The 14,587-nt window shown below is 64.5% G+C and carries 14 protein-coding genes; 10 read left to right on the forward strand and 4 right to left on the reverse strand.

Annotated elements, in window-relative coordinates:
* Positions 1-149 precede the first annotated feature (149 nt).
* A complete protein-coding gene (locus ATI53_RS07605) occupies positions 150-989 on the reverse strand; it encodes a universal stress protein (protein ID WP_009502446.1) in 840 nt (279 codons plus the stop codon).
* A 200-nt stretch (positions 990-1,189) separates the two neighbouring features.
* Between ATI53_RS07605 and ccoN the strand changes: the two genes are divergently transcribed.
* The 9 genes from ccoN to ccoS all read left to right on the forward strand — a co-directional run bounded on the left by ccoN (position 1,190) and on the right by ccoS (position 10,541).
* On the forward strand, positions 1,190-2,803 hold the full coding sequence (gene ccoN, locus ATI53_RS07610; RefSeq protein WP_009502447.1) for a cytochrome-c oxidase, cbb3-type subunit I: 1,614 nt from the start codon (positions 1,190-1,192) through the stop codon (positions 2,801-2,803).
* A 14-nt stretch (positions 2,804-2,817) separates the two neighbouring features.
* Positions 2,818-3,546: a cytochrome-c oxidase, cbb3-type subunit II gene (gene ccoO, locus ATI53_RS07615; RefSeq protein ID WP_009502448.1), complete on the forward strand. Its 729-nt coding sequence runs from the start codon at positions 2,818-2,820 to the stop codon at positions 3,544-3,546.
* Positions 3,547-3,556: 10 nt separating this feature from the next.
* Complete coding sequence (locus tag ATI53_RS07620) at positions 3,557-3,799, forward strand: CcoQ/FixQ family Cbb3-type cytochrome c oxidase assembly chaperone (RefSeq protein ID WP_009502449.1); 243 nt, start codon at positions 3,557-3,559, stop codon at positions 3,797-3,799.
* A gap of 12 nt (positions 3,800-3,811) precedes the next feature.
* The gene (ccoP, locus tag ATI53_RS07625) at positions 3,812-4,696 is read left to right on the forward strand and encodes a cytochrome-c oxidase, cbb3-type subunit III (RefSeq protein WP_009502450.1); all 885 of its coding nucleotides are present in this window, start codon (positions 3,812-3,814) and stop codon (positions 4,694-4,696) included.
* Positions 4,697-5,298: 602 nt separating this feature from the next.
* Positions 5,299-6,186 carry a LysR substrate-binding domain-containing protein gene (locus ATI53_RS07630; RefSeq protein ID WP_009502453.1) on the forward strand — a complete coding sequence of 296 codons (888 nt, stop codon included), beginning with the start codon at positions 5,299-5,301 and terminating at the stop codon, positions 6,184-6,186.
* Positions 6,187-6,269: 83 nt separating this feature from the next.
* Complete coding sequence (gene ccoG / locus ATI53_RS07635) at positions 6,270-7,703, forward strand: cytochrome c oxidase accessory protein CcoG (protein WP_009502454.1); 1,434 nt, start codon at positions 6,270-6,272, stop codon at positions 7,701-7,703.
* 1 nt (position 7,704) lies between these two features.
* The gene (locus ATI53_RS07640; protein WP_111550109.1) at positions 7,705-8,163 is read left to right on the forward strand and encodes a FixH family protein; all 459 of its coding nucleotides are present in this window, start codon (positions 7,705-7,707) and stop codon (positions 8,161-8,163) included.
* 15 nt (positions 8,164-8,178) lie between these two features.
* Positions 8,179-10,362, forward strand: coding sequence for a heavy metal translocating P-type ATPase (locus ATI53_RS07645; RefSeq protein WP_009502456.1), 2,184 nt, complete (start codon positions 8,179-8,181; stop codon positions 10,360-10,362).
* Positions 10,363-10,379: 17 nt separating this feature from the next.
* Positions 10,380-10,541 (forward strand): cbb3-type cytochrome oxidase assembly protein CcoS, encoded by a 162-nt coding sequence (ccoS, locus tag ATI53_RS07650; RefSeq protein ID WP_009502457.1) that lies wholly within the window; start codon positions 10,380-10,382, stop codon positions 10,539-10,541.
* Positions 10,542-10,666: 125 nt separating this feature from the next.
* Here ccoS and ATI53_RS07655 read toward each other — a convergent pair whose 3' ends face one another.
* On the reverse strand, positions 10,667-12,244 hold the full coding sequence (locus ATI53_RS07655) for a GMC family oxidoreductase (RefSeq protein ID WP_111550110.1): 1,578 nt from the start codon (positions 12,242-12,244) through the stop codon (positions 10,667-10,669).
* A gap of 66 nt (positions 12,245-12,310) precedes the next feature.
* Positions 12,311-12,769, reverse strand: a complete 459-nt coding sequence (locus ATI53_RS07660) for an Lrp/AsnC family transcriptional regulator (RefSeq protein ID WP_009502459.1) — start codon at positions 12,767-12,769, stop codon at positions 12,311-12,313.
* 129 nt (positions 12,770-12,898) lie between these two features.
* On the opposite strand from ATI53_RS07660, the gene ald reads away from it, so the two are divergent.
* Complete coding sequence (gene ald, locus ATI53_RS07665) at positions 12,899-14,008, forward strand: alanine dehydrogenase (protein WP_111550111.1); 1,110 nt, start codon at positions 12,899-12,901, stop codon at positions 14,006-14,008.
* 84 nt (positions 14,009-14,092) lie between these two features.
* Here the strand turns inward: ald and ATI53_RS07670 are convergent, their stop codons facing one another.
* Entirely contained in the window at positions 14,093-14,494 is a 402-nt protein-coding gene (locus ATI53_RS07670) for a hypothetical protein (protein ID WP_111550112.1), read from the reverse strand.
* Positions 14,495-14,587: the final 93 nt, after the last annotated feature.

Genomic DNA, 14,587 nt, shown 5'->3' on the forward strand with positions numbered 1-14,587 from the left:
CTGTGCATATCCCAGCGTGTGCCCTTTATATCCCGCGATGGACCGCAGCACGCGGATCCGGGCAGCCCCTCCGCCCGGCGCAGACCGGCGAAGACGCCGTGCCGACAGGCAAAAGGCGCCGCGCCCCCGCGGATTTCGTCATGCCCGCATCAATGCGCCAGAAACACCGGAACCGTGGCCTGTTCCAACATGTTGCGGGTGGCGCCGCCCAGAATCGCCTCGCGGAACCGCGAATGACCATAGGCCCCCATCACCACCATCTCGGCGTCGACGTCCTGCACATGGCGGCGCAACACCTCGGAGACGCGCGGCATGGTTTTCGACAGAACGTCGATCTCGGGCTTGGCGCCATGACGGGCCAGGAATTGCGACAGCGCCCCGCCCGGATCAGACCGGTTCGGGCCGTGCTGCGGCGGGTCGATGACCACCACATGCACGCTTTCCGCCGTCTTCAGCACCGGCAGCGCCGCCCGGACAGATCGCAGCGCCTCGTTGCTTTCGTTCCAGCCGATCACCACGCGTTTGGGAGTGGACGTCGCGACCGTGTCTTCGGGCACGATCAGAACCGAGGCCTGGCCGTCGAACAGCGCACCCTCGGTCACAGGTTCCAGTTCGACCCCGCGATCCTTGCCATACGGCTTTGGCAGCACCACTAGATCGGCATAGCGCGCCCGCCCCGCAACATGCCGCCCGATGTCGGCAAGCTGCGCAACACCCTCTTCCACCGCCCAGCGGCATTCGATCCGCCCAAGGATGTCCCGGCAGGACGCCGCCAGCGTCTTGGCTTCGTCGGTGGCGCGGCTCAGCGTCTCTTGCAGAACCATGGCGTTGGCCCCAGCGTAGTAATAACCCGTCTGCGTCCGGTCGACGCCAAAACAAAGGACATCCAGATGCGCGTCGCAATCCCTCGCGACGGCGGCGGCATGCCCGATGGTCGATTGGGCAAGCGACTGGTCTGTCACGACCGTCAAGATTGTCTTGTAGCCCATCCTGTGCTCTCCTCGGAATGTGTCTGTAAGCCGTTCATACGTCCGCGCAACCGGACGCACCTTGACCATGCGCAAGGGTTCGATGTGAAAGCCTTGATACAGATCAAGGAGCAAGTCCCGGCGAATGCCCATTAACCCGGAGCAGTCTAAAACCGCTCGCGCGGCACCCGAATCGTGCGAGTCAGACGAAGGGACGAACAATGATCAATTATTTCAGGCTGATCGTGCTTGGGGTGGTCGCGGTCTTCGCGCTGATCGCCGCCAATTACGCACGCGATCTGGCTTACATGGTACACGCCATCCTGATTTTTCTGGTGGCGGCGGGCATGTTCCTGTGGACGCTGCGCAGAACCGACGAACCCGTACCCGCGAGGGTGCTGGAAACCTCGTATATGGACGGCGTGATCCGCTACGGCGTGATCGCCACGGGCTTCTGGGGCGTGGTCGGTTTTCTTGCGGGGACGTTCATCGCGGCCCAGCTTGCCTTTCCGGCGCTGAATTTCGACTGGGCGCAGGGCTACATGAACTTTGGGCGTCTGCGCCCACTGCACACTTCGGCGGTGATCTTTGCCTTTGGCGGCAATGCGTTGATCTGTACGTCGTTCTATGTGGTGCAGCGCACAAGCGCGGCGCGCCTTTGGGGGGGCAACCTCGCTTGGTTCGTGTTCTGGGGCTACAACCTGTTCATCGTGCTTGCGGCCACCGGCTATATCCTTGGCGGCACCCAGTCCAAGGAATACGCCGAACCCGAATGGTACGTCGACCTGTGGCTGACCATCGTCTGGCTTGCCTATCTGGCGGTTTTCGTCGGCACCATCGTCAAGCGCAAGGAACCCCACATCTATGTGGCCAACTGGTTCTACCTTTCGTTCATCATCACCGTCGCCATGCTGCATGTGTTCAACAACCTCAGCATTCCCGTGTCGATCTGGGGATCGAAATCGGTGCAGGTGTTTTCGGGCGTGCAGGATGCCATGACGCAGTGGTGGTACGGCCATAACGCGGTGGGCTTTTTCCTGACCGCCGGTTTCCTTGGCATGATGTATTATTTCGTCCCCAAGCAGGCCGAACGCCCGATTTTCAGCTACAAGCTGTCGATCGTGCACTTCTGGGCGCTGATCTTTATCTACATCTGGGCCGGTCCGCACCATTTGCATTACACCGCCCTGCCCGACTGGGCGTCGACCCTTGGTATGGTGTTTTCCATCGTGCTGTGGATGCCGTCCTGGGGCGGGATGATCAACGGTCTGATGACGCTGTCGGGGGCCTGGGACAAGCTGCGCACCGACCCCATCATGCGGATGCTGGTGATCTCGGTCGGCTTTTACGGCATGTCGACCTTCGAAGGCCCGATGATGTCGATCCGTGCGGTGAACTCGCTGAGCCATTACACCGACTGGACCATCGGTCACGTTCATTCCGGCGCGCTTGGCTGGAACGGCATGATCACATTCGGCGCGCTGTATTTCCTGACCCCGCGCCTGTGGAACCGTCAGCGGCTGTATAGCCTGAGCCTTGTCAGCTGGCACTTCTGGCTCGCCACCATCGGTATCGTGCTTTACGCCGCCTCGATGTGGGTGACCGGCATCATGGAAGGCCTGATGTGGCGCGAAGTCGACGCCAACGGCTTCCTCGTGAACAGCTTTGCCGACACCGTATCCGCCAAATTCCCGATGTATGTCGTGCGCGCCCTGGGTGGCCTGCTCTACGTCGCTGGGGGTGTGATCATGTGCTACAACCTCTGGATGACCGTGAAACGTGCGCCTGCTGTCGAAGCATCCGCCGCCGCGGCTCATGCCCACCCGGCCGAATAAGGAGAGCCGAGATCATGGGAATTCTTGAAAAACACGGTGTCCTGGAACGCAACATTTCGCTGCTGGCGATCTTTGCCTTCCTCGTGGTGACCATCGGCGGGCTGGTGCAGATCGTGCCGCTGTTCTACCTGGAAAACACCATCGAGGATGTCGAGGGCATGCGCCCCTACACCCCGCTGGAACTGGCCGGGCGCGACATCTACATCCGCGAGGGCTGTTATGTCTGCCACAGCCAGATGATCCGCCCGATGCGCGATGAGGTCGAACGCTATGGCCACTACAGTCTCGCGGCGGAATCGCAATACGACCACCCGTTCCAGTGGGGCTCGAAACGCACCGGGCCGGATCTGGCCCGCGTGGGCGGGCGTTATTCCGACAACTGGCACGTCGATCACCTGCGCAACCCGCAATCGGTCGTGCCGGAATCGGTGATGCCCAAATACGGCTTTCTCGAAGCCACGCTGATCGAAGGCGAACACATCCAGGATCTGATGAGCACGCATCAATTCGTCGGCGTGCCCTACACCGACGAGATGATCGAGGCCGGCCAGACCGATTTCCTGTCCCAGGCGGACCCGGATCGGGATTACGACGGCCTGCTGGAACGCTACGGCGAAACCACCAATGTGCGCAATTTCGACGGCGCTCCGGGGATTTCGGAACTGGACGCTCTGATCGCCTATCTTCAGATGCTCGGCACGCTGGTCGATTTCTCGACCTTCGAGCCGGTCGCAAGCCGGTAAGGGGGCTGACATGCATGACACCTATTCGGCGCTTCGACATTTTGCGGACAGCTGGGGTTTGCTGGCGATGTTCGTGTTCTTCATCGGCGTGATCGTCTGGGCCCTGCGCCCCGGCAGCCGCAAGGCGCATCACGACGCGGCGACCGTGCTGTTTCGCAACGAAGACAGACCAGCGGCGGCCTCCGCCAGGAATGACGTATCAGCGCCCCACCGGGGCGCCCCCGCCAACGCCGCCAGCGGCGGCCAGGATTGAGGGACACGGGACATGAGTGAGCACAAGAAAAACGACGACAAGGACTTTGAAACCACCGGCCATTCCTGGGACGGCATCGAAGAATACAACAAGCCGCTTCCCAAATGGTGGCTGATGATCTTTTACGCCTCCATCGTCTGGGGCATCGGCTATTCCATCGCCTACCCGGCCTGGCCGGGCGTGCGAACGGCGACGGCAGGCCTTTTGGGCTGGTCGACGCGCGGCAACGTCGAGCAGGCCATCGTCGATCACGCCGCCGGGCTGGCACCGATCAACGACCAGCTTGCCTCGGTCGATCTTGACGCGATTGCGGGCGATCCCGAACTGAACACCTACGCCCAGAACGCGGGTGGCGCGGTGTTCCGCACCTGGTGCGCGCAATGCCACGGGTCGGGTGCCGCGGGCGCGGTGGGGTATCCCAACCTGCTGGACGACGACTGGCTTTGGGGCGGCACGATGGAAGACATCCACTTCACCGTCAGCCACGGCATCCGAAACGAACAGGACCCCGATGCGCGGTATTCCGAAATGCCCGCCTTTGGCCGGGACGATCTGCTTTCCCAAGAGGAAATCGAACAGGTCACCAATTTCGTGATGACGCTGTCGGGCGAAACCCCGCCCTCGCCCGATCTTGTTGCCGCCGGCGCCGAGGTGTTCGACATCAACTGCGCGTCCTGCCACACCGAGGACGGCACCGGTGATCGCTGGCAGGGCGCTCCGAACCTGACCGACGCGATCTGGCTATACGGTGGCGATTACGCTTCGATCCACGAAACCGTGCACAATGCCCGTTTCGGGGTGATGCCCCCGATGGGTGGCGCAGAGCTGAGCGAGGCTGAAATCCGCGCCGTCACGACCTATGTGCACGGTCTGGGCGGGGGCGAGGTGGCCGAGTAACAGGCCCGAACATAAAAGCTCCGGGCCTGATGGCACGGGGCTTTTCCAAAACCTTTCCCGAAACGTTTTCAAGCTGCGCCGCGCAAAACCCGGCTTCGCATTCGGCCCCCTCGTGCAGGCCCCCTATGCACGCGCGGGCATTGGCGGAAAGGCCAACGCCGGTGCCCCTGCTGATGCGCAAGACGAGCAGCGCGACCACCATGGGCACCGGCGTTATTCTCATGTCCGGTTCGCACGCCGAACACATAAGGTATGATCTGAGTATGGTGGGGAACCGGCTTTGATCAAGGCCTGTCATGCGAATAGATAAACTTCGTTCCATCTTTCCGCACATCGGCCTGACGCATGCGATCAACGCAACCGCGCGTCGGTGCGAAAGCGGTCCAACCGTTGTTCTTCGCGGGCGCGCGACACCGGGGCCCAGCGCCGGTCACACGCCTCGATCTCTGCGTTGCGGCTGGCTGTCATGAAAGCTCTGGCAAGAATTCCAAGCATCTTCTTTCTCCACTATGCGGGATTGATGCATTGATTATTGATCGAAGACGCGATTCAGGCGAGTCAGGAAGCCTGCGAACATGTAAGCACAGCTAACAAGGAGCAGCATGGACTGGCGCAAACTTCCCCCGCTGTCGGCGCTGCGTGCCTTTGCCGCCTATGCCGAACACCGCTCTGTCGAAAAGGCGGGCACGGCGCTTGGCGTCAGCCACGCGGCGATCAGCCAGCAGATCCGTAACCTTGAAACCCGTCTGGGCCTTGCACTGCTGGATCGGCAGGGGCGGCGCATGGTGCTGACCGACGACGGAGAGAGGCTGGCCGAGGCGCTGCTGGATGGTTTTGGCGCCATGGTGCGCATCACCGACGAACTGACCGGGCGCGATGCGGGGCGCACGCTGGAAATTTCGGCCACTCCCGGCTTCGCGGCGGCCTGGCTGATGCCCCGCCTGCCCGCCTTTCGCGCCAGACATCCCGAAATCAGCCTGACCATCGACCCGTCCGCCGGGCTGCGCACGATCGAACCGGGCGGGCTCGACGTGGCGATCCGCTATGGCAACGGCGACTGGCCCGGTCTGGATGCGGAACTTCTGGTGCAATCGCCCATCGCGGTGGTCGCCGCCGCCTCGCTTGTCGGGGATTGCCGCATCGACACCCCCGCCGACCTGCGCCGTTTTCCCTGGCTTCAGGAGCTGGGCACAAACGAGGCGACCGACTGGTTCGCCGAACACGGCATCGAACGCGATTGCAGCCACGGCATGACCGGCCTGCCCGGCAACCTGATGATTGAGGCCGCCCGCCAGGGGCACGGCGTCGCCATCACCGCGCGTCTTTTCGTCGAGCCCGACATCGCCGCCGGTCGGGTCCGTCTGCTGTTCGAGGATTCGCGCAAAAAAGGCTACTGGGTGGTTACCCGGCCCGGCGTGCTGCGCCCGCCCCTGCGACACTTCGTATCGTGGCTGCGGCGCGAGGCCGCAAAAGCTTCATCCACGATATAGTAATTGATGCATATCAAAGCCCGTCCACGGCCCCCGTTCCACAAGACCCCTCAGACAGGCACTGAACCCGGAGCGATTCACCCGTGGCCGACACCCAACCCTCTGCCCCATCCCTTTACGAAGCGCGCGAGCCGATCTTTCCGCGTCGCATCAGCGGGCCCTTTCGCAACCTGAAATGGTGGCTGCTGGCGCTGATGCTGGGCATCTACTACATCCTGCCCTGGCTGCGCTGGGATCGCGGGCCGGCGATGCCCGATCAGGCGGTGCTGCTGGATCTGGCCAACCGGCGGTTTTTCTTCTTCTTCATCGACATCTGGCCGCATGAATTCTATTTCGTCGCCGGCTTGCTGGTGATGGCGGGACTGGGTCTGTTCCTGTTCACCTCGGCGCTGGGGCGGGTCTGGTGCGGCTATGCCTGCCCGCAAACCGTCTGGACCGACCTGTTCATCCTTGTCGAACGCTGGATCGAAGGCGATCGCAACGCCCGCCTGCGTCTGCATCGTCAAAAGAAATGGGATGTCCGCAAGGCGCGGCTGCGCCTGACCAAATGGGTGGCGTGGCTGCTGATCGCGCTGGCGACGGGCGGGGCCTGGGTGTTCTATTTCACCGACGCGCCGACCTTGCTGCGCAACCTCGTGACGGGACAGGCGGGGCCGGTCGCCTATACCACGATCCTTGTGCTGACCGCGACCACCTTTGCCTTCGGCGGGTTTGCCCGCGAACAGATCTGCATCTACGCCTGTCCCTGGCCACGCATTCAGGCCGCGATGATGGACGAAGACACCCTGACCGTCGGTTACCGCGACTGGCGGGGGGAGCCGCGCGGCAAGCACCGCAAGGCGGACGGCGCCGAAGCCCTTGGCGATTGCATCGACTGCCAGGCCTGCGTCAATGTCTGCCCGATGGGGATCGACATCCGCGATGGCCAGCAGCTGGCCTGCATCACCTGCGGGCTGTGCATCGACGCCTGCGACGACGTCATGGCCCGGATCGGCAAGCCGCGTGGGCTGATTGACTACCTTGCCCTTTCGGATGAACCCCGCGAAAGGGCGGGCCACACGCCGCGCCCGATCTGGGCGCATGTGTTCCGGCCCCGTGTCATCGTCTATACCGCGCTGTGGTCGCTGGTGGGGGTCGGCCTTGTGATCGCGCTGTTCCTGCGCCCGGATGTGGAAATGACCGTGGCCCCGGTGCGCAACCCGACCTTCGTGGTGCTGTCGGACGGGTCGATCCGCAACACCTATGACGTACGCCTGCGCAACAAGCACGGCGAGGATCGCCCCTATGCCCTGTCCATTGACGGCAACAGCGATCTGACGATCACGCTTGAAGGCGAGGACGATCTGGTCGTGGAGGTGCCCGCCAACGAGACGTATCTGCAACGCGTCTATGTGACCGCGCCGCGCGCGACACCCGAGGCCCAGAACGAACGTACAGAGTTCGTCCTGCGACTCGAAGACACCACCAACGGCAACACCGCCACCAGGGACACGGTGTTCAACGGACGGGACAACTGACATGACACGCGATTTCCGACTGAACGGCTGGCATGTGCTGGCGATCTTCGTGGGCGCCTTTGCGGTTATCATCGGCGTGAACCTGGCACTGGCCTGGAACGCCGTCGCCACCTTTCCGGGGCTTGAGGTTGCCAATTCCTACGTTGCAAGCCAGACCTTCGACGACCGCCGCGCCGCGCAGGAGGCGCTTGGCTGGACGGTCGATGCCCAGGCAATCGACGGGCAGATCGTGCTTGCCATCACCGATGCCAAGGGCTATCCGGTGCAGCCCAGAACGCTAAGCGCCAAGGTCGGGCGCACCACCAGTTCGCGCGACGACCGCACGCCCGATTTCACCTTCGACGGGCGCGCCTATACCGCCGATGATCCGCTGGCGACCGGCTACTGGAACGTCTGGCTGACCGCCGAGGCGTTCGATGGCACGGCCTTTCAGCAGCGTCTGTCGCTGCGCGTCCGCTAACGCCGGGGAACAGACATGACCGCCGCGATGCGCCCGCAGATGTCTGCCTGCCCGGCCTGTGCCGCCGCGCCTGCCGCCGAGGCGCTGGCCGAGGTTGCGCCAAAAGACGCGCGGCTGGTGCTGTCGCTCCCGACCATTCACTGCGCCAATTGCATGCGCGCCGTCGAAGAGGCGCTGGCACAGGTGCCCGGCGTGCATGCGGCGCGGGTCAACCTTACCATGAAGCGCGTCAGCATCGAGGCCGACGCGGCGCTTGCCGCCGACGATCTGATCCCGGTGCTTCGCGATGCGGGGTACGAGGCGCATGAACTCGACGCGGGCGCCCTGTCGGCCACGCAGACCGACCGTGCGGGGCGCGACTTGCTGATGCGTCTCGCGGTCGCAGGCTTCGCGATGATGAACGTCATGCTGTTGTCGATTTCGGTCTGGTCGGGGGCGACGGGGCCGACGCGCGACATGTTCCACTGGATCTCGGCCGCGATCACCCTGCCCACCATCGCCTTTTCCGGGCAGATCTTTTTTCGCAGCGCCTGGGGCGCGCTGCGGGCGGGGCGGCTGAACATGGACGTGCCGATTTCGCTGGCGATCCTGCTGGCCATCGTCACATCGGTCTGGGAAACCTCGTTGTCGGGCGAACACGCCTATTTCGACGCGGCCATCGCGCTGACCTTCTTTCTGCTGACGGGGCGTTATCTGGACCATCGCACCCGGTCCATCGCGCGCTCTGCCGCGGAAGAACTCGCCGCCCTGGAGGTGCCGCGCGCCTGGCGCCTGACGGTGGAGGGCGACGAACAGGTGCCCATAGCCGATCTGCGCGCGGGCGATCTGCTGCGCGTGCGCCCCGGCGCCCGGATGCCGGTGGATGGCGAGATCACCCAAGGCCAGTCGGAACTGGACCGGTCGTTGCTGACCGGCGAAACCCTGCCGGTGTTTGCGGCCCCCGGCACCGCCGTCAGCGCGGGCGAGGTGAACCTGACCGGCCCGCTGGTGGTGCGCGCCACAGCCGTCGGGCGCGACACGTCGCTGCATCGCATGGCGGATCTGGTGGCCGTGGCGGAATCGGGGCGGGCAAATTACACTCCGCTGGCCGACAAGGCGGCAAAACTATACGCGCCGGGCGTGCATATCCTGTCGGCGCTGGCTTTTGCGGGGTGGTTCCTGTGGACCCGGGATTTCCGCGTCGCGCTGAACATCGCGGCGGCGGTGCTGATCATCACCTGTCCCTGCGCGCTGGGGCTGGCGGTACCGGCGGTGACCACGGCGGCCTCGGGTCGGTTGTTCCGCAAGGGCCTGCTGATAAAGCACGGCACCGCGCTGGAACGACTGGCCGAGGTCGACACGGTGGTGTTCGACAAGACCGGCACGCTGACGTCGGGCACCCCCGAGGTCATCAACGCCGATGATTTCTCGCGCCGCGATCTTGAAATCGCGCTGGCGCTGGCGCAGGGGTCGGCGCATCCGCTGTCGGTCTCGCTGACCGCTGCGCTGACCGCGCGTGGTATCGCCCCTGCCACCCTGAGCGACGTGACCGAGGTGCCGGGCCACGGCACACAAGGGTTGTGGCAGGGGCAGATGGTGCGGCTGGGACGTTCGGCCTGGGTCGGGGGCGGCCACACCGATCTGACCGCGGCCTGGCTGCGGGTCGGCGACGGCCCGGCACAGGCGGTGACCTTTGCCGACACGCTGCGCGCCGGCGCGCAAGAGGCCGTCGCGGGCCTGATCGCCACCGGCAAGCGGGTGATCCTGATGTCCGGCGACACCCCCGCCGCCGTCGAGGCGCTGGCCCGTCGGCTGGCCATCCCGCAATGGACCGCCGAGGCCCTGCCCCAGGACAAGGCCGCCCGCGTCAAGACGCTGAGCGATGCGGGCGCGAAGGTGCTGATGGTGGGCGACGGGTTGAACGACACGGCGGCGCTTGCCTCGGCGCATGTGTCGATCTCACCCGCGTCGGCGCTGGATGCCGCGCGGGTGGCGTCCGACATCGTGCTGCTTGGCACATCGCTGGCACCGATCCCGGACGCGCTGGGGACCGCCGCGCAGGCCACGCGCCGCATCCGTCAGAATTTCGGCATCGCCACATGGTACAACGTCATCGCCGTTCCGCTGGCGATCGCGGGACTGTGTTCGCCGCTGATTGCCGCATTGGCGATGTCGGCATCGTCGATTACCGTATCGCTGAACGCTTTGCGGCTGAAATAGCGACGGAAGGGCCTGTCATGACCATCCTGCTTTATCTGATTCCGATTTCGCTGGTCCTTGGCGGCGCGGGGCTGGTGTTTTTCGTCATCACAGTGCGGACAAAGCAATATGACGACCCCGAAGGCAACGCCGCGCGCATCCTGTCGGGTCAGTACGACGACGCCCCGAAACAGGACTGACCACGATTTCGATTGGGGCCGCCGGCCAAAAGAGGGGGCCAGCCCCCCGCGCGATGCGCTCCCCCCGGAGTTTATCCGGCAAGATGAAGGCGCTGGCGCTGTGCCCCCCGCGGGCGCGGAACGGATCAGGCGCGCAGGATCATGTCGGCGGCCTTTTCGGCGATCATGATCGTCGGGGCGTTGGTGTTTCCGCTGACAATGCGTGGCATGACGCTGGCATCCACCACGCGCAGACCGTCAAGACCCTTGAGCCGGCACTCTCCGTCCAGTGGTGCGTCTGCATCGGTGCCCATGCGCACCGTCCCGACGGGGTGGAAGATGGTGGTGCCGATGTCCGAGGCGGCGCGGGCGAGGTCTTCGTCGGTCTGGTGGGACGGTCCGGGTTTTTCTTCCTGGGGGGCGTATCTGGCCATGGCGTTCTGCGACATGACGCGGCGTGCCAGCTTGATGCTGTCGATCGCGACGCGGCGATCCGCTGCCGCTGACAGGTAGTTGGGGGCGATCACCGGCGCGTCGTGCGGATTGTTCGATGCGATACGGATGCTGCCGCGGCTTTCGGGACGCAGGTTGCAGACGCTGGCGGTGATGGCGGGGTAGCGGTGCAGCGGAGAGCCAAAAGCGTCAAGAGACAACGGCTGGACGTGGAATTCGACGTCGGGGGTGTCCAGCCCCTCGCGTGATTTGGCAAAGGCCCCGAGCTGGGAGGGAGCCATCGACATCGGTCCCGAACGCCGCGCCATGTATTCCAGCCCGATCGCCATCTTGCCCATCAGCGAATTGGCCAGCTGATTCAGCGTTTTCGCCCCGGTCAGCCGCCATGCGCAACGCAGTTGCAGGTGGTCTTGCAGGTTCTCGCCGACAGCCGGCGCGTCGTGCATCACCTCGATGCCGTGTGCGCGCAGCAGCGCACCAGGACCGATGCCCGACAGTTGCAGGATCTGCGGCGAGTTCACCGCGCCCGCCGACAGGATCACGTCGCCGCCGCAGCGGGCCTCATGCGCAGTGCCGCCCCGTTCGTAGCGCACGCCCACGACCTTGCGGCCCTCGACGATCAGTCCCAGCACATGGGCGCGGGTCTTGACGCTGAGAGTGTCGCCTTTGGTGGTGCGCAGGAACGCCTTGGCGGTGTTCATCCGCCAGCCGCCACGCTGGTTGACCCGGAAATAGCCGACGCCTTCGTTGTCGCCGGTGTTGAAATCGGTAACCTTCGGGATTCCCGCCTGCGCGGCCGCGTCCATCCAGTCGTCAAGCACCGGCCAGTGCAGGCGCTGGTTCTCCACCCGCCATTCGCCGCCGGAGCCGTGAAAGTCGCTTGGTCCTTCGACGAAATCCTCGGATTTCCGGAACCACGGCAGCACGTCGTCCCACCCCCATCCGGTCAGCCCCATCTGCCGCCAGCCGTCGTAATCCACCGCCTGCCCGCGCAGGTAAAGCATGCCGTTGATCGAAGAACACCCCCCCAGCACCTTGCCGCGCGGATAGATCAGCGTCCGCCCGTTCAGTCCCGGATCTGGCGCGGTGCGATAGCACCAGTCGGTGCGCGGGTTGTCGATGCAGTAGAGATACCCCATCGGGATGTGAATCCAGTGGTAGCTGTCGCGCCCGCCTGCTTCGAGAACCAGCACGCGGCGGCCTGCCTCGACCAGTCGCTTGGCCAGAACGCAGCCGGCGCTGCCCGCTCCGATGATGATGTGGTCCCACATGACGCGCCCCTGCAAATGTCTGACAATTCGTATGTCAGACATTTATCAGGCGCAACCTCGGCGCGGTTACACCGGCAGCGCCGTGGTCTTGAACACGGTCCTGAGCGCAAAGCTGGATTGCATCTGCGCCACGCCCGGAAGACGCGTCAGGTGCTGGCGGTGAATGCGCGCGAAATCCTCGGTATCCTCGGCGACGACCTTCAGGATGTAATCGGCCGTGCCCGCCATCAGGTGACATTCCAGCACGTCGGGAATGCGCGCGACCGCCTTTTCGAAGGCGTCCAGCACCTCGTCCGCTTGCGCGCTGAGGGTGATTTCGACAAAAACCGTGGTGGGCACGGCCATCTTCCGGGCGTTCAGCAGGGCGACGTAGCCGCGGATCACGCCATCGGTTTCCAGGCGCTGCACCCGACGGTGGCAGGCCGAGGCCGACAGGTTCACCTGGTCGGACAGATCGGCATTCGAGATCCGCCCCTGTTTTTGCAGCACCCGCAGGATGCGGCGGTCGGTCTCGTCGAGCTCCATGGCGATTTCTTTCGTCAAAACGGTCTTTTGTCGAAGCCTCTGCGATGACTCCTTGTCGATACGCATCAAATCCGCGCGGAAATTGCAAGCCGAGGCGCGCAGGATGGAGACGAAAGAGGAGGAATTGCCATGAAGGTCGGATGCCCCAAAGAGATCAAGCCACAGGAATACCGCGTGGGCCTGACCCCCAACGCCGCGCGCGAGCTTGTCGCGCAGGGACACGCGGTACTGATCGAGACGGGGGCCGGGATGGGCGCCGGGTTCGACGATGCGGATTACACCAACGCCGGCGCGCAGATCGTCACCGATGCGGCGGCGGTGTTTGCGGGGGCCGGGATGATCGTCAAGGTCAAGGAACCCCAGGCGCCCGAGCGCGCCATGCTGCGCGCGGGCCAGCTGCTGTTCACCTATCTGCATCTTGCGCCCGACCCCGCGCAGACCGACGATCTGCTCGCGTCTGGTGCGACCTGCATCGCCTATGAGACGGTAACCGCGCCGGGCGGCGGACTGCCGCTGCTGGCGCCGATGTCCGAGGTTGCGGGGCGGCTCGCGCCGCAGATGGGCGCCTGGGCGTTGCAAAAGGCGAATGGCGGGCGCGGCGTGCTGATGGGCGGCGTACCGGGCGTCGGGCCGGCAAATGTGCTGGTGCTGGGCGGCGGTGTGGTCGGCACCCATGCGGCGCGCATTGCGGCAGGCATGGGCGCCGATGTGACGGTCATGGACCGCTCGCTGCCCCGGCTGCGCTATCTCGACGACGTGTTCGGCGGCTTTCGCAACCGCTATTCCACGGCTGGCGCGCTGGCCGAATTGCTGGCCGAGGCGGATATGGTGATCGGCGCGGTGCTGATCCCCGGCGCCGCCGCGCCCAAGCTGGTCAGCCGCGCGATGCTTGCGGACATGAAGCCCGGCTCGGTTCTGGTCGATGTCGCCATCGACCAGGGCGGCTGTTTCGAGACCTCGCACGCAACCACCCATGACGATCCTGTCTACGAGGTCGACGGCATCCGGCATTACTGTGTGGCCAACATGCCCGGCGCGGTGCCGCGTACCGCGACCATCGCGCTTGGCAATGCCACGCTGCCCTTTGTGCTGGCGCTCGCAGGCAAGGGCTGGCGGCAGGCGTGCAAGGACGATCCGCATCTGGCCGAAGGGTTGAACGTGCATGCGGGCCAGCTGACGAATCTTGCGGTTGGCGAGGCGCTGGGGCGGGATGCGGTGACTCCTGGGTCGGTATTATAAGCACAACCTGTCTTCTGGCACGAGCAAACCGTTGTGGCAGAAGACAGCCGCCCTCTTCAGATGGTAGGTCGCCCCTAACGCGACCTACCACGCGCAGATCTCGTAATTGCGATTTCCCCAACATCCCGAGCGACGGCTCTCTCCGCCCCGGTACAACGATCCCATCCGGACCATATCAAAGCCTTCGCCGGGAAGATTGGTCCAGAACTGTCCCATCGAATAGTCGACACCCCGACCCTCTCCGGAGTTTTGATTGGCGGGTGCGAGACTCACGGGGCCTGTCGTAATGTCACGAGCGATGGCACCTCCGGTGCCGTCCAGCATCTCGAAGACGAAGTCCCCGTTCTCCAGCGGCTTGAAATAACATCGTCCGGAGGTGAGGGCGAAACTCGCCTCGACATCGATTTCACAGGTCGCGAGCTTGGTATCGGCGTCGGCAGCTACACCGGCCGTCACAGCACTAAGTAGTACGACAAGAAACTTCATCTCGATTTTCCGTTATTCTGAGGGGGGACTGGTAACCGACGAAAGGCCCCTCCCCGCATCGGGGGAGGGGCCTTTTTCCCGTGCGATCAAGGA

The sequence above is a fragment of the Salipiger aestuarii genome (assembly GCF_003259905.1).
Lineage (GTDB): Bacteria > Pseudomonadota > Alphaproteobacteria > Rhodobacterales > Rhodobacteraceae > Salipiger > Salipiger aestuarii.

Coding starts and splice junctions, on each gene's coding strand:
- ccoN (WP_009502447.1), top strand. CDS start 1,190: ATGATCAATTATTTCAGGCTGATCGTGCTTGGGGTGGTCGCGGTCTTC.
- ATI53_RS07655 (WP_111550110.1), bottom strand. CDS start 12,244: ATGTGGGACCACATCATCATCGGAGCGGGCAGCGCCGGCTGCGTTCTG.
- ATI53_RS07605 (WP_009502446.1), bottom strand. CDS start 989: ATGGGCTACAAGACAATCTTGACGGTCGTGACAGACCAGTCGCTTGCC.
- ald (WP_111550111.1), top strand. CDS start 12,899: ATGAAGGTCGGATGCCCCAAAGAGATCAAGCCACAGGAATACCGCGTG.
- ATI53_RS07620 (WP_009502449.1), top strand. CDS start 3,557: ATGCATGACACCTATTCGGCGCTTCGACATTTTGCGGACAGCTGGGGT.
- ATI53_RS07630 (WP_009502453.1), top strand. CDS start 5,299: ATGGACTGGCGCAAACTTCCCCCGCTGTCGGCGCTGCGTGCCTTTGCC.
- ccoP (WP_009502450.1), top strand. CDS start 3,812: ATGAGTGAGCACAAGAAAAACGACGACAAGGACTTTGAAACCACCGGC.
- ATI53_RS07660 (WP_009502459.1), bottom strand. CDS start 12,769: ATGGAGCTCGACGAGACCGACCGCCGCATCCTGCGGGTGCTGCAAAAA.
- ATI53_RS07640 (WP_111550109.1), top strand. CDS start 7,705: ATGACACGCGATTTCCGACTGAACGGCTGGCATGTGCTGGCGATCTTC.
- ATI53_RS07645 (WP_009502456.1), top strand. CDS start 8,179: ATGACCGCCGCGATGCGCCCGCAGATGTCTGCCTGCCCGGCCTGTGCC.
- ATI53_RS07670 (WP_111550112.1), bottom strand. CDS start 14,494: ATGAAGTTTCTTGTCGTACTACTTAGTGCTGTGACGGCCGGTGTAGCT.
- ccoS (WP_009502457.1), top strand. CDS start 10,380: ATGACCATCCTGCTTTATCTGATTCCGATTTCGCTGGTCCTTGGCGGC.
- ccoO (WP_009502448.1), top strand. CDS start 2,818: ATGGGAATTCTTGAAAAACACGGTGTCCTGGAACGCAACATTTCGCTG.